The organism is Pseudomonas sp. Marseille-Q0931, from assembly GCF_940789645.1.
Taxonomy (GTDB): Bacteria; Pseudomonadota; Gammaproteobacteria; order Pseudomonadales; family Pseudomonadaceae; genus Aquipseudomonas.
The window spans coordinates 268,506-291,294 of sequence record NZ_CALNWT010000002.1 but is presented as its reverse complement, the minus strand read 5'-3'; the positions used below and the strand labels follow the sequence as shown (position 1 = coordinate 291,294).

Annotated in this window: 18 protein-coding genes; 8 read left to right on the top strand and 10 right to left on the bottom strand. The window is 64.0% G+C overall.

Annotated elements, in window-relative coordinates; genetic code table 11:
- Positions 1–873: 873 nt before the first annotated feature.
- A complete protein-coding gene (locus P3C50_RS07595) occupies positions 874–1,770 on the bottom strand; it encodes a glycine betaine ABC transporter substrate-binding protein (protein WP_275545530.1) in 897 nt (298 codons plus the stop codon).
- Here P3C50_RS07595 and P3C50_RS07590 point away from each other — a divergent pair.
- Together P3C50_RS07590 and P3C50_RS07585 are read left to right on the top strand one after the other, a co-directional pair.
- Positions 1,769–1,975, top strand: a complete 207-nt coding sequence (locus P3C50_RS07590) for a hypothetical protein (protein ID WP_275545529.1) — start codon at positions 1,769–1,771, stop codon at positions 1,973–1,975. The genes P3C50_RS07595 and P3C50_RS07590 overlap by 2 nt on opposite strands.
- A 424-nt stretch (positions 1,976–2,399) precedes the next feature.
- Positions 2,400–3,497, top strand: a complete 1,098-nt coding sequence (locus P3C50_RS07585; protein ID WP_197858004.1) for a GlxA family transcriptional regulator — start codon at positions 2,400–2,402, stop codon at positions 3,495–3,497.
- Positions 3,498–3,659: 162 nt separating this feature from the next.
- On the opposite strand, the gene P3C50_RS07580 is transcribed toward P3C50_RS07585, so the two are convergent.
- The 8 genes from P3C50_RS07580 to P3C50_RS07545 all read right to left on the bottom strand — a co-directional run bounded on the left by P3C50_RS07580 (position 3,660) and on the right by P3C50_RS07545 (position 13,235).
- Positions 3,660–3,911 (bottom strand): hypothetical protein, encoded by a 252-nt coding sequence (locus tag P3C50_RS07580; RefSeq protein WP_275545528.1) that lies wholly within the window; start codon positions 3,909–3,911, stop codon positions 3,660–3,662.
- 77 nt (positions 3,912–3,988) lie between these two features.
- Positions 3,989–4,762, bottom strand: coding sequence for an electron transfer flavoprotein subunit beta (locus P3C50_RS07575; RefSeq protein WP_275545527.1), 774 nt, complete (start codon positions 4,760–4,762; stop codon positions 3,989–3,991).
- Positions 4,763–4,863: 101 nt separating this feature from the next.
- Complete coding sequence (locus P3C50_RS07570; RefSeq protein ID WP_275545526.1) at positions 4,864–6,093, bottom strand: electron transfer flavoprotein subunit alpha/FixB family protein; 1,230 nt, start codon at positions 6,091–6,093, stop codon at positions 4,864–4,866.
- A gap of 85 nt (positions 6,094–6,178) precedes the next feature.
- Positions 6,179–8,140 carry a dimethylglycine demethylation protein DgcB gene (gene dgcB, locus P3C50_RS07565; protein WP_275545525.1) on the bottom strand — a complete coding sequence of 654 codons (1,962 nt, stop codon included), beginning with the start codon at positions 8,138–8,140 and terminating at the stop codon, positions 6,179–6,181.
- A 101-nt stretch (positions 8,141–8,241) separates the two neighbouring features.
- The gene (gene dgcA / locus P3C50_RS07560; protein ID WP_275545524.1) at positions 8,242–10,302 is read right to left on the bottom strand and encodes a dimethylglycine demethylation protein DgcA; all 2,061 of its coding nucleotides are present in this window, start codon (positions 10,300–10,302) and stop codon (positions 8,242–8,244) included.
- An 84-nt stretch (positions 10,303–10,386) separates the two neighbouring features.
- The gene (locus P3C50_RS07555) at positions 10,387–10,917 is read right to left on the bottom strand and encodes a 4-vinyl reductase (protein ID WP_197857998.1); all 531 of its coding nucleotides are present in this window, start codon (positions 10,915–10,917) and stop codon (positions 10,387–10,389) included.
- Between the two features lie 155 nt (positions 10,918–11,072).
- The gene (locus P3C50_RS07550; RefSeq protein ID WP_013713683.1) at positions 11,073–12,050 is read right to left on the bottom strand and encodes a dipeptidase; all 978 of its coding nucleotides are present in this window, start codon (positions 12,048–12,050) and stop codon (positions 11,073–11,075) included.
- Positions 12,051–12,290: 240 nt separating this feature from the next.
- The gene (locus P3C50_RS07545; RefSeq protein ID WP_275545523.1) at positions 12,291–13,235 is read right to left on the bottom strand and encodes a GlxA family transcriptional regulator; all 945 of its coding nucleotides are present in this window, start codon (positions 13,233–13,235) and stop codon (positions 12,291–12,293) included.
- A gap of 279 nt (positions 13,236–13,514) precedes the next feature.
- Here P3C50_RS07545 and choX point away from each other — a divergent pair, with 279 nt between their 5' ends.
- The 4 genes from choX (at position 13,515) to P3C50_RS07525 (ending at position 17,193) form a co-directional block, all read left to right on the top strand.
- The gene (choX, locus tag P3C50_RS07540) at positions 13,515–14,447 is read left to right on the top strand and encodes a choline ABC transporter substrate-binding protein (RefSeq protein WP_275545522.1); all 933 of its coding nucleotides are present in this window, start codon (positions 13,515–13,517) and stop codon (positions 14,445–14,447) included.
- Between the two features lie 99 nt (positions 14,448–14,546).
- Positions 14,547–15,434 (top strand): 3-keto-5-aminohexanoate cleavage protein, encoded by an 888-nt coding sequence (locus P3C50_RS07535; RefSeq protein WP_275545521.1) that lies wholly within the window; start codon positions 14,547–14,549, stop codon positions 15,432–15,434.
- Between the two features lie 135 nt (positions 15,435–15,569).
- On the top strand, positions 15,570–16,535 hold the full coding sequence (locus P3C50_RS07530; protein ID WP_275545520.1) for an L-carnitine dehydrogenase: 966 nt from the start codon (positions 15,570–15,572) through the stop codon (positions 16,533–16,535).
- Between the two features lie 184 nt (positions 16,536–16,719).
- Positions 16,720–17,193, top strand: coding sequence for a thioesterase family protein (locus P3C50_RS07525; RefSeq protein WP_275545519.1), 474 nt, complete (start codon positions 16,720–16,722; stop codon positions 17,191–17,193).
- Positions 17,194–17,214: 21 nt separating this feature from the next.
- On the opposite strand, the gene P3C50_RS07520 is transcribed toward P3C50_RS07525, so the two are convergent.
- Entirely contained in the window at positions 17,215–17,610 is a 396-nt protein-coding gene (locus P3C50_RS07520; RefSeq protein ID WP_011920733.1) for a YkgJ family cysteine cluster protein, read from the bottom strand.
- 225 nt (positions 17,611–17,835) lie between these two features.
- Here P3C50_RS07520 and P3C50_RS07515 point away from each other — a divergent pair, with 225 nt between their 5' ends.
- Both P3C50_RS07515 and P3C50_RS07510 read left to right on the top strand, forming a co-directional pair.
- Positions 17,836–21,432, top strand: a complete 3,597-nt coding sequence (locus tag P3C50_RS07515) for a DUF2339 domain-containing protein (RefSeq protein WP_275545518.1) — start codon at positions 17,836–17,838, stop codon at positions 21,430–21,432.
- Positions 21,429–22,778: a DUF3999 domain-containing protein gene (locus tag P3C50_RS07510; protein WP_275545517.1), complete on the top strand. Its 1,350-nt coding sequence runs from the start codon at positions 21,429–21,431 to the stop codon at positions 22,776–22,778. The genes P3C50_RS07515 and P3C50_RS07510 overlap by 4 nt, the downstream gene beginning before the upstream one ends.
- Positions 22,779–22,789: the final 11 nt, after the last annotated feature.

Genomic DNA, 22,789 nt, shown 5'->3' with positions numbered 1-22,789 from the left:
ACCTCTGATATCTGTGGGTGTTTTCTGAAAGTCGAGGTTGGCGAACGTTTCGCTGCGCTGGCAGGAGCCTGAACTCGGGCACGTTCAGACGAAACGCAGGCGGTTGTCATAGACCGTCGCGCCGTTGAATCGTGTAGAAGAGTGATCGTTGCCTTGCCGTGCTGCAAACCGCTTTCCAAACCCTCTGGCAGTGTTTCGAAATCCAGTCCCTTGGGGGTTCATGCTCCGTCCTGGAGCATGCGTACATCCGAAATTTCTTGTTGGGCCGGCGCCCGTGGAGGTGGGCCAGCGCTTATCTGTTCTTCGGTCCGGGGTTGTGGGGCCCCAGTCTGCCGCTCCTCTGAGGAGTCGGCAGCGACGTCATCGGCTGACTCAACGATATAGCCTTGGAGGCTGCGCAATTATCGGTTTGCGACTCTGACATGTTGGGCGACGACATGGCGCTGTCCGCTGCGTGTTTAGCGATTTTCCACATGCTATCGAGCTGGCGGTGTGGGATAAGTCCACGATTTTTAATCCCTCCCTTGGTGAGGTTTCGAATGAGTGGTGCGGCACACGCGTTAAAAACCTTAACAGACTTTTTTACCCTCAGGCCAACCCTGAAACCCGCGTACGGCGCGGTTTCCCGCTCGCTGATCGGGCTGCAGGCGCCATAGGACGGGGGCTGCGCTTGTGTTGAAAAAAATTGACAGCGGCAAGTTGAAAAAGATCATTTTGCGTCGAAAAGGTTCGTGCGCGGCCCGATGATTACTGGCAGCCGATGCAATCACCACAACAGGAGGGAAACGATCGCCTCGAGTTTTGTATGAACGAGCAATATGCCGATTTTTTATCGTCTTTAACCGGATTTTTACGGATTTTTTAATGCATTTCTCAGGGGCGTCTGCTTACGCCGACGAGCCAGCCGTTGACCAATTCGGGATTCTTGTCCATCCACTGTTTGGCCACGCGCCGTCGGTTGGTATTGCCTTCGAGTACGCCACTCATCAACTGGTTTTCCGCTGCGATGGTGAAAACCATGTTGCGAAACAGCTGGGCCACGTTCGGACACTCGTTGGCGAAGCCGCCGCGTGTGACGGTATTGACCTGCGCCGCGCCATAATCAGGGCCAAAATACTCATCGCCGCCGGACAGGTAGAACATGCGTAGTTGATCGTTCATCGGGTGCGGCTCCCAGCCGAGAAATACCGCGGAGCGACCCATCTGCTGGGCGCGTTCGACATGGTTGAGCATGCCCTTCTCGCTGCTTTCCACCAAGGTGAAATCACGCAGACCGAAGACGTTCTCACGAATCATGGTCTTGACCATTTCGTTGCCTTCGTTGCCAGGTTCGATGCCGTAGATCTGGCCACGCAGCTCGTCCTTGAAGCGATGGATATCGGCGAAGTCCTTCAGGCCTGCTTCATGCGCAGGCTGCAGTACCGCGAGGGTGTAGCGCACGCTGGGCAGGTTGGTTTGCAGCTTTTCTATGCGTCCGCTTTGCAGATGGGACTCTGCCAATTGGCCTTGTGCCGGCATCCAGCTGCCGAGAAAGACATCGACGTTGCCGTCGGCGAGCGCCTGATAGGTCTCGGGCAGCGACAGCCGCTTTACCTGGGTGCGATAGCCGAGATCGGTCAGTACCAGGCGGGCGACGGCTGTGGTCATGGTGATATCGGTCCAGCCGACATCGGCGAGGGTGATCAGCTCACAGCGTTCGGCCTCGGCGGCCTGCAGGCCGGAGCCGTAGAACAGGCCGAATGCGATTAGCCAATGAGCGAGTTTGTTCATGGATCACACCTGCCTGTTCGAAAGAGGGATTCAGTTGCTGACTAAAAAGCAAATGGCGGGCCGCCTGCATGGTGAAAAACGACCTCCGCATACCCAGCATGGCCGCTTGCCATTCTTTATCTGTTACCTCTGCGGATGGGGTGGGAACGCAGCGGGCACGGAAAGAAAATTGCCGATCGTTTACGGCGCCACTTTCCATCCGTGAATGTACGGATGCCGGGGTTGCGAATCGCCCATTTCGAGGCAAACCGCATTTGAGCCGGGCTGGGGCGAATGCGGTGTTTCTCGCCAGCTTTTGGTGCGTTCCAATCCGGTCTGGAACGACCGTCTCAGGGGGCTGTTACCGCCCATCCGTTACTCCCTATGAACCTCTGTGTGGAGGTTATCCTCGTAGTGCTACCGAAATGCACAGAGGCCCTTGAGAACGGGCTTCCCGGCTCATTTGCAGGTGCAGTGTCGAGCCTTGGAAAGCCCGGTTGGCGAGGGCATGTTTTTTTATTGAAGGCTTGATCAATTTCGGCATGGGCTTTGCCTGATTTATATGACCAGCTGGTCTCGAATCAGCACATAACAAAACTACGGTCCGCCACTGTCGGACCGATACCGTGCTTAGCGTGAGGGTTTCATCGATGTCGCAGTCCAGCCAAGGGGCGCAACCCCAGAATCGTGCCGTCCAGTCCATTGGCTTCCTGCTCCTGGATAATTTCACTCTGATTTCCCTTGCCTCGGCGGTGGAGCCCCTGCGCATGGCCAACCAGCTCTCCGGCAAGGAGCTGTATCGCTGGCACACGCTCACGCTCGACGGCCTGCCCGTCAGCGCCAGTGACGGCCTGCAGATCACCCCGGATGCCGCCATGCAGAATGCTCCGGCACTGGATGCGGTGATCGTCTGCGGCGGTGTGGACATCCAGCACAGCGTCAAGCGTGAGCATGTCAGCTGGCTGCAATTGCAGGCACGCCAGGGCCGTCAGGTTGGCGCCGTATGCACCGGCAGTTGGGCGCTGGCCAAGGCCGGGCTGCTCGATGGTTACGATTGCAGCGTGCACTGGGAGTGTCTCGCTTCGATGCAGGAAGCCTTCCCGCGCGCGGCCATCACCACCCGCCTGTTCTCCATCGACCGCAATCGCAACACCTCGTCCGGCGGTACCGCGCCGATGGACATGATGCTGCACCTGATCGGCCAGCAGCACGGGCGTGAACTGGCTGCCGGCATTTCCGAGATGTTCATCTACGAACGTATTCGCAACGAGCAGGATCATCAGCGCGTACCGCTCAAGCACATGCTCGGCAGCAATCAGCCGAAGCTGCAGGAGATCGTCGCCCTGATGGAGGCCAACCTAGAGGAGCCGATCGACCTCGACGAGCTGGCCTGTTTCGTCGACATTTCCCGTCGCCAGCTCGAGCGTCTGTTCCAGAAGTACCTGCACTGCTCGCCGTCGCGCTACTACCTCAAGCTGCGTCTGATTCGTGCGCGTCAGTTGCTCAAGCAGACCAGCATGTCGATCATCGAAGTGGCCTCGGTATGCGGCTTCGTTTCCACTCCGCACTTCTCCAAGTGCTACCGCGAATACTTCGGCATTCCGCCGCGCGACGAGCGTGCCGGCCAGCAGGGACACAACCTGGTGGTGCTGCTGCCGATTCCCGAACAGCAGCAGATAAACTCCAGTGCGGTATTGGCGTTGAGTCGCGCCCAGGGCGAATCGACCTTCGCCAGTGTGCGGATCTGAGCCGAGCGGCAATGAAAAACGGGGCGCCACTGGCGCCCCGTTTCGTTTTGAGTGGTGTTCTGTGTTGGCTGTTTGTGGTGGGCTGAAGCGGATCGCTGCCCGGCCCACCCAGCGCGGTGCATTGTAGTCGTCGTAGGGTGGGCTTCAGCCCACCGATCTAAGTCAGGCCTGCTTCGGTACCAGTGCTGGCAGCAGGTGCCGGCTGATGGCTTCGCGCACATTGGGCAGCAGCGTGGCGTTGCCGCCGAGCAACTCTTCCACCAGGCGGCGCAGGGCTACGGCACGCTCCGGGCTGAGGCCGCTGACGGCCAGCTCGCAGGATTGCTCTGGCGTGGCGCCCGAGGGAATGCTAAGCCCCAGTGCAACCAGGCGTTCGCGGAAATCTTCCTGGTCGATCAGGTCGGCGTGCATCATGGTCATGACTCCTTGTGGCAAAGCTGGTTTTAACAGCGTAGGCGAAGCGGCAAGGCAGACGGTTTTCCAACCGCCCGTTAGCGCAGGACGCCTTCTTCGATCAACAGCTTGAAGATAGCCTCCGCGCCGTCCTGTGGCGAGACATCCTTGAGCACCTGACCGCCGCCGCCACTGGCTTTGGCCGTCGCCGCCTTCATCCGTTCGGCGCCAGTCTTGGCCTTGATCACCTTCAGGCGTTTTGGCCGCGGCTTGGCTGGCTGCAGGCTGGCCTCAGCCAGCAGCGGATCGTCGATCACCGTGACTTCGTGGGCTTCGACCTGGCCACGGCGAGCCGGGCCGAAGGCGCTCTGGCGTGCGACCGGGGCCGCATTATCGACGCTGGCGACACACGGCAGGCGTACCTTGAGGCGACGGCGCTGGCCACGTGGCAGGGCTTGCAGCACCTGGGCCACGCCGTTCTCGACCTTCTCCACTTCGGCCAGGCCGACCACCATCGGCCAGCCCAGACGTTCGGCCAGCAGGAACGGCAGCATGCCCGAACCTTCGCCGGTTTCCGCCTGGCTGCCGGTGAGTACCAACTGCGTGCGACTGCCTTGCAGGTAGTCGACCAGCAGCGGCAGGGCGTCTGCGCCTTCCGGCTGTTCCAGCACGTCGAGCTGTTCCAGGCCCATGCCTAGGTAACCGCGCAACGCTTCGGCCTGCGGGTCGCCGGCATGCAGCAATTGCAGATTCTGCCCGGCCAGGCGCAGGCCGAGTTCCACCGCGCGGGCATCCTGCTCGGCGCGGCGTGCGCGGGCTGAGGTCGGATGGGCGCCGACCGACACCAGGGCGACGATATTCAGATCAGTCATTTGGGCAACCTCGAACAGTGGGGGCAGCTTTAGCCGCGATATGGCCATACGCGCGATCTGTCGCGGCTGAAGGCCCTCCCACGAGAGAGTATTCGTGAGGATTAGGCCGCTTCACGCTTGCCCTCCTGGCGCCAGGCGGCGACACGCTCCATCAGCGCGCGCAGGATCGCCGCTGAGTCGCCGATCACCGAGAGATCGGCACGTTTAATCATGTCGCAGCCGGGATCCATGTTCACCGCCACCACCTTGTCGCAGGCGCCGATGCCTTGCAGGTGCTGGATGGCGCCGGAAATACCGACGGCCAGGTAGACGCGAGCGGTGACCCAGGTCCCCGTGGCACCGACCTGACGATCACGCGGCATGAAGCCATCGTCGACCGCCACGCGCGAGGCGCCTTCGGTTGCTCCAAGGGCGACGGCAGCTTGGTGGAACAGGTCCCAGTCCTTCACGCCGTTGCCGCCGGAAAGAATGAATTCGGCCTCGGCCATGGGAATCTGCGCCGGGTCCACGGCCACCGGGCCCAGGTCCTCGATGCGCGGCAGGCTGTGGGCGACCTTTCCGGCCAGCTCCAGCGGACGGACTTCATGGCGGGTCTCACTGACCGGCTCGGCGCATTCGGCCGCGGCCAGAATCAGGCGTGGCAGCGCGCGCTGGAGATCCTGCTGACCACTGCCGGCACGGCCGATGGCCTGTTCGCCGGCAACCTGCCAGACGCGCGTTGCAGGGCGCTCACCGAGCTTGGCAGCCAGGCGCCGGCCCAGTTCTCCGCCGCCGGTGCGGCTGTCTGGCAGCAGCCAGTGACGCGGCGCCAGTTGGCTTTCCACAGCGCTCAGCGCCAGTCCGCGGGCTTCCGGCGCGTAGCCGTCGAAGGTGTCGCCGACGATACGCAGCAAACGGTCGACGCCGGCCGTGTCGAAGGCGCTTTCCTTGTCCTCGCCGAACACGATCGCCACCACCGCGCCGCTATCGCCAGCCAGTTTGCGGGCCAGGCCGAGCAGGTCCTTGTCATGGCTGGACAGACGGCCGCCGACCATGTCCGGCACCACGCAGATGTGGAATGCCGGTTGCTCGACGACGTGCAGCGGCAATTGCACCTCGACGCTGGCGCTGCTGCGTTTGCCGGCCGTGCCCTGCTGGGCGCCGCTGCGGTCGATACGCTTGAGCCCGGCCGGGCCGATGAAACCGGCGGCGATGGCGTGCGGGTTCTTGCGGATGATGCCGTTGGGGCCCATCCAGCTGGTTTCGGCCTTCTGCATCGACGCATGCAACGGGTGCAGGCGGTTGCGGGCGATCCACTCGGCGCGTGGGTCACGGCGGATGATGTCGCTCATTCCAAGGCCTCCAGGCTGTGTGTAGGGCGGGTACAACCCGCCGGGCAGATGCTGGCGGGTTGCACCCGCCCTACGTCGGTCGCGTTCACTGCACCTCCGCCGCTTCGCGCTTGGTGTTCGGGCGCTTGGCCGGTACTTCGGTGGCTTCGATCAACACTTCGGCAACCAGCTCGGCGATGTCCTTGATTTCCGGACGCGGGGCGACCACGCCTTCGAGCATCGCGGTGCACTGTGGGCAGCCCACGGCCACCAGTTCGGCGCCGGTTTCCTTGATGTCGACCATGCGCATGTCGGGAATACGTTGCTTGCCGGGGATATCGGTGATCGGCGCGCCGCCGCCGCCGCCGCAGCAGCGTGAACGGAAGCCTGAACGTTCCATCTCCTTGACCTCGATGCCGATGGCCTTGAGTACCGCGCGCGGCGCTTCGTACTCGCCGTTGTAACGGCCGAGGTAGCAGGGGTCGTGGTAGGTGACGCTGGCGGCCTTGCTCTGGCCGAGATTCAGCGAGCCCTTGCGCACCAGCTCTTCGATGAAGGTGCTGTGGTGCAGAACCTGGTAGTTGCCGCCGAGTGCGCCGTATTCGTTTTTCAGCACGTGGAAGCTGTGCGGGTCGCAGCTGACGATGCGCTTGAAGCGATACTTGGCCAGGGTGGCGATGTTGCGCTTGGCCAGGTTCTGGAAGGTCGCTTCGTCACCCAGGCGGCGCGCCACGTCGCCGCTGTCGCGTTCTTCCAGGCCGAGTACGGCGAAGTCCACGTCGGCAGCCTTGAGGATCTTCACAAAGGCCCTCAGCGTTCTTTGATTGCGCATGTCGAAGGCGCCGTCACCGACCCAGAACAGCACGTCGGTCTCTTGCTTGTCGGCGAGCAGCGGCAGGTTCAGGTCGGCGGCCCAGTTCAGGCGACCGCCGGGATTGAAGCCGCCGGGGTTATCGGTGGCGATCAGGTTGTCCAGCACCTCGGCACCCTTGTTCGGGGTGGCGCCCTTTTCCAGAGTCAGGTGGCGGCGCATATCGACGATGGCATCGACGTGCTCGATCATCATCGGACACTCCTCGACGCAGGCGCGGCAGGTGGTGCACGACCAGAGGGTCTCGGCATCCACCAGCGCCTTGCCCTGCAGCGACACGATCGGCTGATGCGGACCGCCGCTGTGTTCGCCGAGCGGTTTGCCGGGGTAGGGCGAACCGGCGAACTTGGCGTCATTGCCACCGGCCAGGCCGATGACCATGTCTTGGATCAGCTTCTTCGGGTTCAGCGGCTGGCCGGCGGCGAAGGCCGGGCACATGGCCTCGCACTTGCCGCACTGCACGCAGGCGTCGAAGCCGAGTAGCTGGTTCCAGGTGAAGTCGGTGGGCTTTTCCACGCCCAGCGGGGCTTTCGGATTGTCCAGGTCGAGGGCTTTCAGGCCAGTCGAACGACCGCCGCCGAAGCGCTCGGCGCGGCGGTGCCATGCCAGGTGCAGGGCGCCGGCGAAGGCGTGCTTCATCGGGCCGCCCCAGGTCATGCCGAAGAACAGCTCGGACACGCCCCAGGCCACGCCAACGGCGAGGATCGCCGCCAGCACCCAGCCGCCAAAGTCCGCGGGCAGAATCCCGGCAACCGGCAGCGTGGCGATGAAGAAGCTGGCCGCGAACATCAGCAAGCTCTTGGGCAGACGCATCCACGGGCCTTTCGACAGGCGCGAGGGCGGATCCAGACGACGCTTGGCGACGAACAGGGCGCCGACGAACATCAGCACCGTGGCGCCCAGCAAGGCGAAGCCGAGGATACGGTTATGCAGACCGAAACCGTGCACGATAATGGCCAGCACGGCCGCAAGAACGAAACCACCGGCGGTGGCCACGTGGGTCTTGGACATGTACTTGTCGCGCTCGACCACGTGGTGCAGATCCACCAGGTAGCGGCGCGGCATCTTCAGTAGGCCGCCGATCCAGTCGACCTTGGCAGGACGACCGCGGCGCCACATGAAAAATCGCTTCAGCGCGCCCAGCACGGCCAGTGCCAGGGCAGCGAAGAGCAGGATGGGAAGAATGGTATTCAGCATGAGAGCCCCCGAGGGGCAGCTACAAGCTTCAAGCTGCAAGCCTCAAGCTAAAGGCGACGGGCGCCCCTGCTTACAGCTTGCAGCTTGCGGCTTGCGGCTGCTTAAAAGTCCTTGCACAGGCGCAGGGCGTCGTAGATCGCCGCGTGGGTGTTGCGCTGGGCCACGCAGTCGCCGATGCGGAACAGCAGATAGCCATCGCCCGGCTCGGACAGGCAAGGCTGCGGCTTGATCGCGAACAGCGCCTCCACGTCAATTTGACCCTTGTTGCGCGAACCCTGCTTGAGTGCGTAGTAGATGCTTTCGTCCGGACGGACGCCGTTCTCCACCACCACCTGGTCGACCACGCGCTCTTCCTTGGCGCCGGTGTATTCGTTCTCCAGCACGGCGACCAGCTTGTCGCCCTCGCGGTAGACCTTCTCCAGCATCAGGTCCCCGGTCATGATCACTTCTTTCGGGTACAGGCTGCGGTAGTAGGTCGGGAAGCTGGTACCACCGATGGCTACGCCCGGCTTGATATCGTCGGTGACGATCTCCACCTGCGCGCCCTTGTCGGCCAGGAAGTCGGCCACGGACATGCCGGTGAATTCGCAGATGGTGTCGTACACCAGCACGTTCTTGCCCGGTGCAACCTTGCCCGAGAGCACGTCCCAGCTGCTCACTACCAGGCCTTCGTCAGCGCCCCAGTGTTCGTTCTGCTCGAGGAATGGATGGCCGCCGTTGGCCAGCACCACGATGTCCGGACGCAGGTCGAGGATGCTCGCCGCGTCAGCGCCGGTGCCCAGGCGCAGGTCGATGCCCAGACGCGCCAGCTCCAGCTGGTACCAGCGGGTAATCCCGGCGATCTGATCGCGCTGCGGAGCCTTGGAGGCCAGGGTGATCTGCCCGCCCAGTTGTTCCTGCTTCTCGAACAGGGTCACGTCGTGGCCACGTTCGGCGGCTACGCGCGCGGCCTCCATACCGGCCGGGCCACCGCCGACGATCACCACCTTGCGCTTGGCGCCGGTGGTCTTCTCGATGATGTGCGGCACGCCCATGTATTCACGGCTGGTCGCGGCGTTCTGGATGCACAGCACGTCCAGGCCCTGGTACTGGCGGTCGATGCAGTAGTTGGCGCCGACGCACTGCTTGATCTGGTCGATCTGGCCCATCTTGATCTTGGCGATCAGGTGCGGGTCGGCCATGTGCGCGCGGGTCATGCCGACCATGTCGACGTAGCCGCCTTCGAGAATGCGCGTGGCCTGGTTCGGGTCCTTGATGTTCTGCGCGTGCAGCACCGGCACCTTGACCACTTCCTTGATACCGGCCGCCAGGTGCAGGAAGGGTTCCGGCGGAAAGCTCATGTTCGGAATGACGTTGGCCAGCGTGTTGTGGGTGTCACAGCCCGAGCCGACTACGCCGATGAAGTCGAGCATGCCGGTGGCGTCGTAGTACGCCGCGATCTGCTTCATGTCCTCATGCGACAGACCGTCCGGGTGGAATTCGTCACCGGTGATGCGCATGCCGACGCAGAAGTCGTCGCCGACTTCCTTGCGCACGGCCTTGAGCACTTCCAGGCCGAACTTCATGCGGCCTTCGAAGGTGCCGCCCCATTCGTCGGTACGCTTGTTCACGCGCGGCGACCAGAACTGGTCGATCAGGTGCTGGTGCACGGCGGACAGCTCGACGCCGTCCAGGCCGCCCTCTTTGGCGCGACGTGCGGCTTGCGCGTAGTTGTCGATGATGCGCCAGATTTCCTCGATCTCGATGGTCTTGCAGGTGGCGCGGTGTACGGGTTCACGGATGCCAGACGGCGACATCAGGGTCGGCCAGTTGAAACCGTCCCAGCGCGAGCGACGACCCATGTGGGTAATCTGGATCATGATCTTGGCGCCGTGCTTGTGCATGGCGTCAGCAAGATTCTGGAAGTGCGGAATGATACGATCGGTGGACAGGTTGACCGAACTCCACCACTCCTGCGGGCTGTCGATGGCGACCACGGACGAACCGCCGCAAATGGCCAGGCCGATGCCGCCCTTGGCTTTCTCTTCGTAGTATTTGACGTAGCGCTCGGTGGTCATGCCGCCGTCGGTGGCGTAGACCTCGGCGTGCGCAGTGGAGAGCACGCGGTTGCGGATGGTCAGTTTGCCGATCTGGATCGGCTGGAACATTGCTTCAAAAGCCATTGCGGCACCCTCACGGAAAGCGGCCTGGGGTCTCTGGTCGGAGGTGCTTCAGTGGCGTGAAGCCCTCCCTCCTGTCGTTATTGTTTAGAGCGGTTTGACGCGGAACAGGCCGTGGTCGTGGCCTTCCTGCGAGGCACCGTAGACCTGCTCGGCGACGGTGCGAATGCTGCTGCCCTGAGCCTGGAGGATCTGATCCATGGCGCCGGCGAACCAGCCGGTGAACATGTAGTCGACAGGGCGCCCGCACTTGCCGTAGACGTAGACGAAGGCCGAGTGATCCAGGCGCACTTCGCAGGTACCGGCGTCGAGGTCGATCGACTCAATCTTGAACAGGCCCCAGCCACGCTGCGACAGGCGCTTCATGTAGTGCTCGAATACCGCTACGCCGGACAGGCCATGGCACTCGGCTTCCTTCTCGCACCAGTGCCAGGCGGACTTGTAGCCGGCCTTGTAGAGAATCTCGGCGTACTTCTCGGCGCCGAGCACTTCCTCGATGCCGATATGGTTGTTGACGAAGAAATGCCGCGGCACGTAGAGCATCGGCAGGGCGTCGGTGGTCCAGACGCCGGTTTCGTCGTCGACCAGGATGGGCATTTCGGGGGCGTGGGTGGCCATGTGTTTTTAGCTCCAGAATTCGTTGGTTGTTTGCCCTCTCCCCCGGCCCCTCTCCCATAAATGGGAGAGGGGAGCAGAGCCACTGCGGTGCTCTGTGGGCCAGTCCCCTCTCCCGCTTGCGGGAGAGGGTTAGGGAGAGGGGCTGTTAAAAAGGCTTACTCGCCCCAGACGTCGGCTAGTACGCGCACCCAGTTCTCGCCCATGATCTTGCGCACCACGCGCTCGGAGTGGCCGCGTTTGAGCAGGGTTTCGGTGAGGTTGGGGAACTCGCCCACGGTGCGGATGCCCAGCGGGTTGATGATCTTGCCGAAGTTGGTCAGGCGACGGGCGTAGCCCTTGTCGTGGGTCAGGTATTCGAAGAATTCCTTGCCGTGACCCTGGGTGAAGTCGGTGCCGATACCGATGGCGTCTTCACCGACGATGTTCATCACGTACTCGATGGCTTCGGCGTAGTCGTCGATGGTCGAGTCGATGCCCTTGGCCAGGAACGGCGCGAACATGGTCACGCCGACGAAGCCGCCATGGTCGGCGATGAACTTCAGCTCCTCGTCGGACTTGTTGCGCGGATGCTCTTTCAGGCCGGAAGGCAGGCAGTGGGAGTAGGTCACCGGCTTCTTCGACTCGAGGATGACCTCCTCGGAAGTCTTCGAGCCGACGTGCGACAGGTCGCACATGATGCCCACGCGGTTCATCTCGGCGACGATCTCGCGACCGAAGCCGGACAGGCCGCCGTCACGCTCGTAGCAGCCGGTGCCGATCAGGTTCTGGGTGTTGTAGCACATCTGCACGATGCCCACGCCGAGCTGCTTGAACACCTCGACGTAGCCGATCTGGTCTTCGAACGCATGGGCGTTCTGGAAGCCGTAGATGATGCCGGTCTTGCCCAGCTCCTTGGCCTTGCGGATGTCGGCGGTGGTGCGTACCGGCATCACCAGATCGCTGTTCTCGCGAATCAGCTTGCTGCTGGCAGCGATGCTGTTGACGGTGGCCTGAAACCCTTCCCATACCGACACGGTGCAGTTGGCCGCGGTCAGGCCGCCCTTGCGCATGTCTTCGAACAGTTCGCGGTTCCATTTGGCGATGATCAGACCGTCGATGACGATGCTGTCGGCGTGCAATTCGGCTGGGCTCATCAGGCTTGTCCCCTAATACTGATGCGCCGAGACGGCTGTCGGCGCTTTGGGGAGAGCTTATCCCTGGGGGGCTGGCCGACCCGGTACAAAAACGACTGGGGGTTTGCCGAAAGCGTCAAGCCGAGGTCGCGGACGGATATGTTCGCCCTGCGCACCTCGTCACCTGTAGGAGCGGCTTCAGCCGCGATGTCGCGACTGCAAGCTTCGCGGCTGAAGCCGCTCCTACGGGCAGCTGTGCATTCAGTCCAGCCGCTCGCGGCGATCCTGGCTGGGGCTGGCGGCGAAGCGCCTGCGGTAGCAGCGCGAGAAGTACGAGGCCGAGTCGAAGCCGCACGCCAGGCCCACCTCCAGCACGCTGAGGTCGCTCTGGCGCAACAACTGGCGCGCCTTGTCCAGGCGCAGGTCGAGGTAGAAGGCCGATGGCGTGGTGCCCAGGTGATGGCGAAACAGGCGCTCCAGCTGACGTACGCTGATGCCTACCTGCTCGGCCAGCGCCTCACTGGACAGTGGTTGCTCGCACTGGCGTTCCATCTCGCCGATCACCCGCACCAGCTTCTTGTTGTGCAGGTCGTAGCGGCTGGCCACCTGCATGCGCTGGTGATCCAGGCGCGTGCGGATACGGCTGACCACGAACTGTTCCGAGACCTGCACCGCAAGCGTCTCGCCGTGTTCCTGGCCGATCAGCCCCAGCATCAGATCCAGGCTGCTGGTACCGCCTGCACTGGTGATGCGCTTGCCGTCGATCTCGAACAGCTCCTGGGTCACCAGTAGCGCCGGGTAGCGCTCGCGAAAGGCATCGATGGCTTCCCAATGCAGGGTCAGGCGCTGGTGCTGGAACAGCCCGGCCTCGGCCAGCACGAAGCTGCCCGTGTCGATGCCGCCAAGCACAGCCAGCTCCGGCTCGCGCCGTTGCAGCCAGTGCGCCAGGTGGTGGTCGTAGTGCGCCAATGGCTCGAAACCGGCCACCACGAACAGCGCCCGGGTTGCCTCCGGCAGTTCCAGCGCACCGTCGACGTTCAGCGACATGCCATTGCTCGCCTGCACGGCGTTACCGTCCTGGCTGAGCAAACGCCAGCGATACAGCTCGCCGCGAAAGCGATTGGCCACGCGCAGCGGCTCGATGGCCGACATCAGGCCCATCATGGAAAAGCCGGGCAGCAGCAGGAAGCAGAAGGTCTGGGGCATGTAGGTGGCGAACAGGGTTGCTGGTAGCCCGGATGCAATCCGGGATGGATTTCGCAGGGCATGCGGACTCCGACGAAATCACAGCCTAGCAACCGAATAGCGTGCTGTGAAAAAAATAGTCGGTATGGGTCAATTAACGGTCGGCAGAGTGCGGGTAATACAGCGTGTCCCGGCGTAAGGTGACGTCATCGGGCGACTACGAACCCGAGCACGGTGGGGGCCGTCATGGCCTCTAGAAAAACGAAATAAAACCGCTGTGACACGATAAGGAGCACCCAGATGAAAGGTCTTACCGCACTGGCCGCGTGCTGCACCCTGAGCCTGTTCAGTACCTCCCTGCTGGCCGACGATGCCAGTTGCAAGAACGTTCGCATTGGCGCCGTCGGCTGGACCGACGTGGTCGCCACCACCGCCGTCGCCAGCGAGTTGCTGCAGGGTCTCGGTTACGAAACCAAGCAGACCCAGGCTTCGCAACAGATCATCTTCGCCGGTATCCAGAAGGGCCAGATCGACGCCTTTCTCGGTTACTGGAAGCCGATCATGGACGACAACATCAAACCCTTCCTCGATGCCGGCGCGGTCAAGGTCGCGGCCGAGCCGTCGCTGGATGATGCCGTGGCCGTGCTCGCCGTGCCCAGATACACCGCAGACAAGGGCCTGAAAACCCTGGCCGACATCGCCAAGTTCAAGGATGAACTGGACGGCAAGATCTACGGCATCGAGGCCGGCTCAGGCGCCAATACGGCGATCCAGAAGATGATCGACTCCAACCAGTTCGGCCTTGGCGGCTTCAAACTGGTGGAGTCCAGCGAAGCCGGCATGCTCGCCGCCGTTGGCCGTGCCGTGCGCAATGAGAAACCCGTGGTGTTCTTTGGCTGGAAACCACACCCGATGAACCTGTCGATGCAGATCACCTATCTGACCGGCACCGAGGACGTGTTCGGCCCCAACGATGGTGCCGCCACGGTTTCCACCGTTACCGCGCCGGACTACGCCGAGCGCTGTCCCAACGCCAACCGGCTGCTGACCAGCCTGCGCTTCACCAGCGCGCAGGAAGCCGAGCTGATGCAGCCGATCATGGATCGCAAGCAGCCTGCGCAGGTGGCGCGCGACTGGATCAAGGCCAATCCGCAGGTGGTCGAGGCCTGGCTCGATGGCGTCACCACCCTGGACGGCAAGCCCGCCAGCGCGTCGCTGGTCGCCGGCAACTGATACACGAGCGCCGGTTTAACCGGCGCTGATTTCCCTATTTGCTCAACGCCTGCGGCCCTGCCGTCGGCTTCCGTTCGCCCCCGGAAAGGACAGTCGAAAATGAACTACGAGGTTATCGTCACCTGCGCGGTGACCGGCGCTGGCGACACCGTCGGCAAGCACCCGGCGATCCCGGTCACGCCCAAGGAAATCGCGGCGGCTGCCATCGAGGCGGCCAAGGCCGGCGCCACCGTCGCCCACTGTCATGTGCGTGATCCACAGACCGGCAAGCCGAGCCGCGATGTGGCGCTGTACCGCGAGGTGGTCGAGCGCATCCGCGAAAGCGACACCGACGTGATCATCAACCTCACTGCCGGCATGGGTGGTGATCTGGAGATCGGCCAGGGCGAGCAGCCGTTGGAATTCGGCGCCGGCACTGACCTGGTCGGGCCGATCACCCGCCTGGCGCATGTCGAGGAACTGCTGCCGGAAATCTGCACGCTGGACTGCGGCACGCTGAATTTCGGTGACGGCGACTTCATCTACGTCTCCACCCCGGCGCAACTGCGCGCCGGCGCCAAGCGCATTACCGAGCTGGGGGTGAAGGCCGAACTGGAAATCTTCGACACCGGCCACCTGTGGTTCGCCAAGCAAATGATCAAGGAAGGCTTGCTGGACGATCCGCTGATCCAGCTGTGCCTGGGCATCCCATGGGGCGCGCCGGCCGACACCACGACCATGAAGGCCATGGCCGACAACCTGCCGCCGGGCGTCACCTGGGCCGGCTTCGGCATCGGCCGCATGCAGATGCCCATGGTCGCCCAGGCCATGCTGCTCGGCGGCAACGTGCGGGTCGGCCTGGAGGACAACATCTGGCTGGATCGCGGCGTGCACGCCAGCAACGGCCAGCTGGTCGAGCGCGCCATCGAGATCATCGAGCGCCTCGGCGGCCGCGCCCTGACCCCGGCCGAGGGGCGGGAAAGGATGAAGCTCAAGGCCAGGCTGTAGGAGCGAATTTATTCGCGATTGTGCCGCGATTTTCGCGAATAAATTCGCTCCTACACAGCCCCGTAGCCCGGATGAAATCCGGGAAAACTTTACCTGCCATGCCCCGGATTGCATCCGGGCTACCGGAGTTCAACCATGACCTTCGTTACCGATATCAAGACTTTCGCCGCACTCGGCACCGGGGTGATCGGCGCCGGCTGGATTGCCCGCGCCCTGGCCCATGGCCTCGACGTGATCGCCTGGGACCCGGCGCCCGGTGCCGAGGCTGCGTTGCGTACCCGTCTGGCCAATGCCTGGCCGGCGCTGGAGAAAAAGGGCCTGGCGGCAGTTGCCTCGCTGGAGCGCCTGCGCTTCGTCGACAGCATCAAGGACTGCGTACGCGATGCCGACTTCATCCAGGAGAGCGCCCCCGAGCGCCTCGAACTCAAGTGCGAACTGCACGCGAAGATCAGCGCCGCCGCGCGCCCGAACGTGCTGATTGGCTCCAGCACCTCGGGCCTGCTACCCAGCGAATTCTACGAGGGTGCCACGCACCCTGAGCGTTGCGTGGTCGGCCATCCATTCAATCCGGTGTACCTGTTGCCGCTGGTGGAGGTGGTGGGCGGGGCAAAGAGCGCGCCCGAGGCGGTGCAGGCCGCCATGCAGGTCTACCAATCTCTGGGCATGCGCCCCTTGCACGTGCGCAAGGAGGTGCCGGGCTTTATCGCCGACCGCCTGCTCGAAGCGCTATGGCGCGAGGCGCTGCATCTGGTCAACGACGGCGTGGCGACCACCGGCGAGATCGACGATGCGATCCGTTTCGGTGCCGGCTTGCGCTGGTCGTTCATGGGCAGCTTCCTGACCTACACCCTGGCCGGCGGCCCGGCCGGCATGCGCCATTTCATGGCCCAATTCGGGCCGGCGCTGAAACTGCCCTGGACATATCTGGAGGCGCCGGAGCTTACCGAGGAGCTGATCGACGCGGTGGTCGAAGGCACGGCGGAGCAGCAGGGCGAACGCAGCCTGAATGCCCTGGAGCGCTACCGCGACGACTGCCTGCTGGCGGTGCTGGAGGCGATTCGCCAGACCAAGGCCAAGCACGGTTTTGCGTTCGCCGACTGAGTGTCGAAGTTTTGAGGCTATCGAGCTGTTTGTGGGAGCGGACTTGTCCGCGAAAAAGACCTGGCACAGTGCCAAACCATTCGCGGACAAGTCCGCTCCCACAGGTCCGCTCCCACCAGTTCGAAACCGAGTTCCTCCGATACAGATCAAACTGCCCAGCGGGCCGGACCACGGGAGACAGAGCATGTCCCTTGTCACTTACCAAACCAGCATCCAGAACGACTGGGTCGACTACAACGGCCACCTGCGCGATGCCTTCTATCTGCTGATCTTCAGTCACGCCACCGATGCGCTGATGGACGTGCTGGGCCTGGACGAAGCCGGTCGTGCCCGTACTGGACACACGCTCTACACCCTGGAGTGTCACCTCAACTTCCTGGCGGAAGTGAAGGAGGGCGAGCGGGTGGAAGTGCGCACGCAATTATTGGCGCATGACGGCAAACGCCTGCATATCCACCACGCACTGTATCGACCTGGCGAGAACGCCAGCCTCGCGGAGAGCGAGCAGATGCTGATGAACATCGACAGCGCTGCCGGCCGCGCGGCGCCGTTCGACGCGCAAGTGGCAGGCAAGGTCGCGCACCTGGCCAGCGAGCATCAGGGATTGCCTCAGCCGGCCTGCGTTGGCCGGGTCATTGGCCTGCGCCGCGGTTCTTAGGATAGATCCGCGTCGCAACCCTTATTTCGGTTTGTATGCGCAATACCCCGGCCGCGGGCCGACCTTGGGATGATGACGGCAGGTGTCCGGGCGCTTGTCGTAGACGGTGCACAGGCGCGTCTTGCGATCGAGAAACAGGCAGTCGTTGTTGGACATGCGCGTCAGGGTGAAGATGCCCGACTTCTGGTTGAAGCGTTCGACCACTCCATCCTTCTGCAGGCGCTTGGCGATGTTCTTCGGTGGCTCGCTGCGTTCGAACTCGTCCACCAGTTCCAGGCGGATCAGATCGTTCAGGCGCACTTCTACCGGCAGGGTGCAGCAGCTGGAGATGCAGCTGTGGCACATGTCGGCCGTATATTTGGCCCAGGTTTCCAGGCGGTCGATCTCGGCGGCGGCTATCAGGCGGGGCTTCATCATGGTTGGCTATCGTGCGGTCTGCGCCGCTGCTGTCACGGGGCGGCGATAATAGCGGGCGCGTAGCGTTTGTGAAGCACCGGCTGGCGGCTGATTGCGATGCGTTGTGCCTGTGAACGGCTTGGCAGTCGTCTCTCTGGGTGTTGGTCGATGCGGCTCCTATACTGTGTGCCCGTCTCGGGCGGCAGGAACGCGAGGCGACCTTTTCTCTGGATCGGAACATAACGCATGCAATGGATCTTCATGCTGGTCGGTTTGGTGCTCGGCATGGGCGCCAGCGAATCGGCCACGGGCGCAATTCTTGGCGGTTTGATGGGGCTCAGTCTGGGCCAGGCGCTGCGCCTGCAAGGGCTGGAGTCGCGCAACGCGCAGTTGGCCGCGCAGCTCAAGGACTTCGCCGAGCGCTTCGACCGCGGTACCCGCGCGATCCACGAACGCCTGGTCAAGGTGGAGCAGGGCGAGCGCAGCGAGCCGGAACCTTCCCCGGCCGCAGCACCTGCCGAAGCCGAAGCCCCGTCCGAGCCGGAGGTGCAGCCTGAGCCGGTCGTTGCCGAAGAGCCCGTGCCGGAGCTGGACTGGACGCTACCGGAGTTGGAGGCGCTCCCAGCCGAGCAACCTGTCCAGCTTGCTGCACAGGTCATCCCCGAGCCGCAGCCGGCTTCCCAGCAAAGCCCTTGGCGTGAACAGGCGCTGCGTGAACCGAATCTGATCGAGCGTGGCATCGCCGCCGCCAAGGCCTGGTTGTTTGGTGGCAACACCGTGTTGCGGATCGGCGTGGTGCTGCTGTTCCTCGGCCTGGCCTTCCTGCTGCGCTACGCCACCGAGGGCGTCGAGGTGCCGGTAGAGCTGCGTTACATGGGCGTTGCGGCCAGTGCCCTGGCCTTGCTCGGCCTGGGCTGGTGGCTGCGTCGGCGTAACCGCAACTACGCCCTGGTGCTGCAGGGCACCGGTATCGCTGTGCTGTACCTGACGGTCTTCGCCGCCATGCGCCTGCATCCGCTGCTCGACCCTGGCATGGCGCTGGGGCTGTTGGTCGCGGTCACACTGTTCTCGGCCATTCTTTCGGTGCAGCAGAATGCCCTTGGCCTGGCTGCTGCGGCGGCTCTGGGTGGCTTTGCCGCGCCGATCCTCACAGCGACTGGTAGCGGCAGCCATGTCGCGCTGTTCTCCTATTTCGCGCTGCTCAATGCCGGCATCTTCGCCATCGCCTGGTTCAAGGCCTGGCGCTTGCTCAACCTGATCGGTTTCGTCGGCACCTTCGGTATCGGCTTCGCCTGGGGCCTGCGTTCCTACACGCCAGAGCTGCTGTGGAGCACCCAGCCCTTCCTGATCCTGTTCTTCCTGATGTACGTGGCCATCGGCCTGCTGTTCGCTCGCCGCACCCTGCGTGACGCAGCGGATGCGCCCGAGGCGCGGGACGAGCTGCTGCGCTGGTCGCTGCGCCGTGGCGACTATGTCGATGCCACTACGCTGTTCGGCCCGCCGCTGGTCGGCTTCGGCCTGCAAGTGGCGTTGGTCAGCCATATCGAGTTCGCTGCGGCGTTCAGCGCCCTTGGTCTTGGCTTGTTCTATCTGTTGCTGGCGCGCGTACTCAAGGCGCGCGCCGGCGAACGAGCGTTGCTGCTGGTGGAAACCTGCCTGGCGCTCGGCGTGGTATTCGCCAGCCTGGCCATCCCGCTGGGTCTGGATACGCGCTGGACGAGCGCTGCCTGGGCGGTGGAAGGCGCCGGTATCTACTGGCTCGGTCTGCGTCAGGGCAGGCCGCTGGCGCGTGCCTTCGCTCTGTTGTTGCAGGTGGGCGCGGCGTTGGCTTTCCTCAGTGGTTTGGATTTCGGCTACAGCAGCCTGCTCGACGGTTCGCCGCTGGGCGCACTGATGCTCGGTATGGCCTTGCTGTTCAGCTACTGGCAACTGCGCCAGGCGCCGCAACTCGCCAATGCCTGGGAGAACCGACTGCTGCCCTGGCTTGGCCTGGCCGGTCTGGCATTCCTCTATCTGATTGCGCCGCTGCTGTTCGAGGCGCCCGGTACGGCGATTGCCTGGGCGCTGGCCGGGCTGGCGACCTTGTTCGTCGGGCTGCGTATTGCCGCGCCGAGCTTCGTCTACAGCGCCTTCGCCATCCAGTTGCTCGGTGGCCTGCTGTTCCTCGGCCAGATGGCGCTGGATTCGCTATCTGGCACTGGTGGTTTCAGCGCCGGATGGTTCGGCTTGCTGGCTGCATCCTTGGTCGGTTTCAGTCTGATTGCCGGCATGCTGCTGGCGGCGCGTGATCCGCACATCCGCGAGAACCGCCGGCTGCTCGGCGCACTGTCGGCGATCATGCTGGTGGGCCTGGTGTTCATCAATCTGGCCGTGCTGTTCGTTCTGCCCTGGGTCGCAGCCGCGGCGGTATGGGGCGGTACGGGGCTGCTGATTCTCTGGCTGGGGCTGTATCTGAAGCAGCGTGCGGCCTTCCTGTTCAGCCTGGTGCTGCAGGTATTCGCCGGCCTGGCCTTTCTTGCTGCGGGGCCGCTGTTGTTGGCGGGGATCAGCGGCGAAGGCTTGTCGCCGCTAGCGCATACCGGCTTCTGGACGCCTGCCGTGCTGGGTCTCGCCGCGCAAGTCGGTGCCTGGCGCCTGCATAGCCTGGCGCGCGGCGGTCGTGAGACGGGCATCGATGGCGTCAGCCTGCAGCGCCTGGGCCAGCTGCTGCTGGCCTGGGGCGCTAGTTGGTGGGCACTGGCGGTGAGCAGCGAAGTGCTGCGCTTCGTGGCGCCGGATCTGCAAGCCAGCGCGTTGCTGGTGCTGGCGGCACTGTCGGTGCTGATCTGGATGCTGCTGGCCCTGCGCACCCGCTGGCGCGAGTTGGCGGTGCTGTGCAGCCTGCTGGCCCCGGTAGCCGGGTTGATCCTGATTTATGCCTGGCATCCGCTTTACCATCCGGGCGCGAACTTTGGCTGGCTGGGGTGGACTGCCGTGATCGCGGTGCATCTGCTGGCACTGCGGCGCCTGACCGATCTGCTGCCGAGCCAGGTGGCCAGTGTCGCCCATGTGCTTGGCTGCTGGCTGCTGATCGGCGTGCTGGCTTTGGAACTGCGTTACCTGCTGCTGAGCCTAGCCGATCACTACAATGCCTGGCGCTGGCTGGGCTGGGCGCTGCTGCCGACGGCCTATCTCTGGGTCATGGCGCAGGCGCGTCGCCTGCCCTGGCCGGTGGCCGGCTTCGAGCGCGAATACCGCCTGTGGGCAGCGGCGCCGCTGGCCGCGCTGATGCTCGTCTGGTTCTGGCTGGCCAACGCCAACAGTGCCGGCGACAGCGACCCGCTGCCCTATCTGCCGCTGTTCAACCCGCTGGAGCTGGGGCTGCTGTTGTGCCTGGGCGCGCTGGTCGTATGGGGGCGATTCGCCCTGCCGCGTTTCGGCCTGGAATCTGCGCGTGCACTGCAGATCACGCAGGGTGTGGCGGGACTGTCGCTGTTTGCCCTGCTGACGGTGATGGTGATGCGTACCGCTCATCACTGGGGCGGTGTCGCCTGGGACAGCCCGGCGCTGTTCGATTCGATGCTGGTGCAGGCCGGCTTGTCCATTGTCTGGACCCTGATCGCCCTGGCGCTGATGCTGTTCGGCCACCTCCGCGTGCGTCGCGAGCTGTGGCTGGTCGGCGCCGCGCTGATCGCTCTGGTGGTGGCCAAGCTGTTCTTCATCGAGCTGGGCAATCGTGGCGGGCTGGAGCGCATCGTGTCGTTCATCGGTGTCGGCGTGTTGCTCCTGGTGGTGGGCTATTTTGCCCCGCTACCGCCGCGCAAGACCGATGAAACCCCTGCGAACAAGGAGTCGTTGTCTTGAGAATCATCGCTGCCTGTCTGGCCCTTGGCCTGTCGCTGATCGCCTGCGTACAGGCCGAGGAGCGCCCGCAGGACTATCGCCAGTTGCTGCCGCTGACGCTGGATGGGGCAGGCCCCTGGTATCGGGTCGAGCTGCCGATGGCCGTGCACTACGCCGCTCGGCATGCTGATCTGCGTGACCTGCGTATCTTCAATGGCGCCGGTCAGGCCCAGGCCTACGCGCTGTTGCCAGGCCAAAGCGAATCGCGCGACGAGGAACAGGAGCACGGCGTGCGCTGGTTCCCGTTGCACGCCGATGCACAGCAGAGCGATGTGCCGCGCCTGCGCGTGCAACGCAGCACCGACGGTACCCTGATCGAATTGACTGGCGACGAGCCGGCGCCCGCGCAGCGCCAGTTGCGCGGCTGGTTGCTCGACGCCAGCGCCATCGATGCGCCGCTGGTGCGCCTCGACCTGAGCTGGAGTGGCGGCGAGGAGGGCTTTCAGCATTTCGCCATCGAGGCCAGCGACGACCTGCAGCAATGGCGCAGCTGGGGCGAGGGGCAGGTGGCGCGCCTGAGCTTCGCAGGCGACAGGATCGATCAGCGCCAGGTGGAACTGCCCGCTCGCTCGGCACGCTACATCCGGCTGCTCTGGGACAGCCCGCGGCAGGCGCCGGAGCTGGACGCGGTGACGCTGCGCAGTCGCCGCCAGGCGAGCAGCCCGGCGCCGCTGGTCTGGTCCGAACCGATGCAGGCGCAGGCCATGAACGATGGGCATTACCAATGGCAATTGCCGCAAGCGCTGCCCCTCCAGCGCCTGCGCATCAACCTGGACGAGCCCAACACCCTGGCCCCAGCCTCGTTCGAGGCGCGCGTGCTGGAGAAGGATCCCTGGCGGCCGCTTGCCCGTGGTGTGCTCTATCGGCTGCGGCAGGATGGTCACGAGGTACTTCAGGATGAATTGGCCTTACCGGCCTGGCCGGTGCGCCATCTGCGCATGAAGATCGACGCGCGTGGCGGCGGCCTGGGCGATCAGGCACCGACCGCGGCCTTCGCTGTCCGCGCCACCCAGCTGGTGTTCCTGGCGCGCGGCGAGCCGCCCTACCGACTCGCGGTAGGAAGGGGCGATGTCACATCGGCCGCGCTTCCCGTCAGCACCCTGATCCCCGGATATTCGGATGAGCGTCTGGCTTCGCTGGCTGTGGCACAGGTCGATGTCGCTGCCGTGCAGTCGACTGAGGTGGATGTACCGACGACTGCGGCGATGGACTGGAAGCGTTGGGGACTTTGGGCTGTACTGTTGCTCGGCGTGGCATTGTTGGCTGCGATGGCGGCGAGCCTCCTGCGGCGCCCCGACAAAGGCTGAGTGCTATGGTC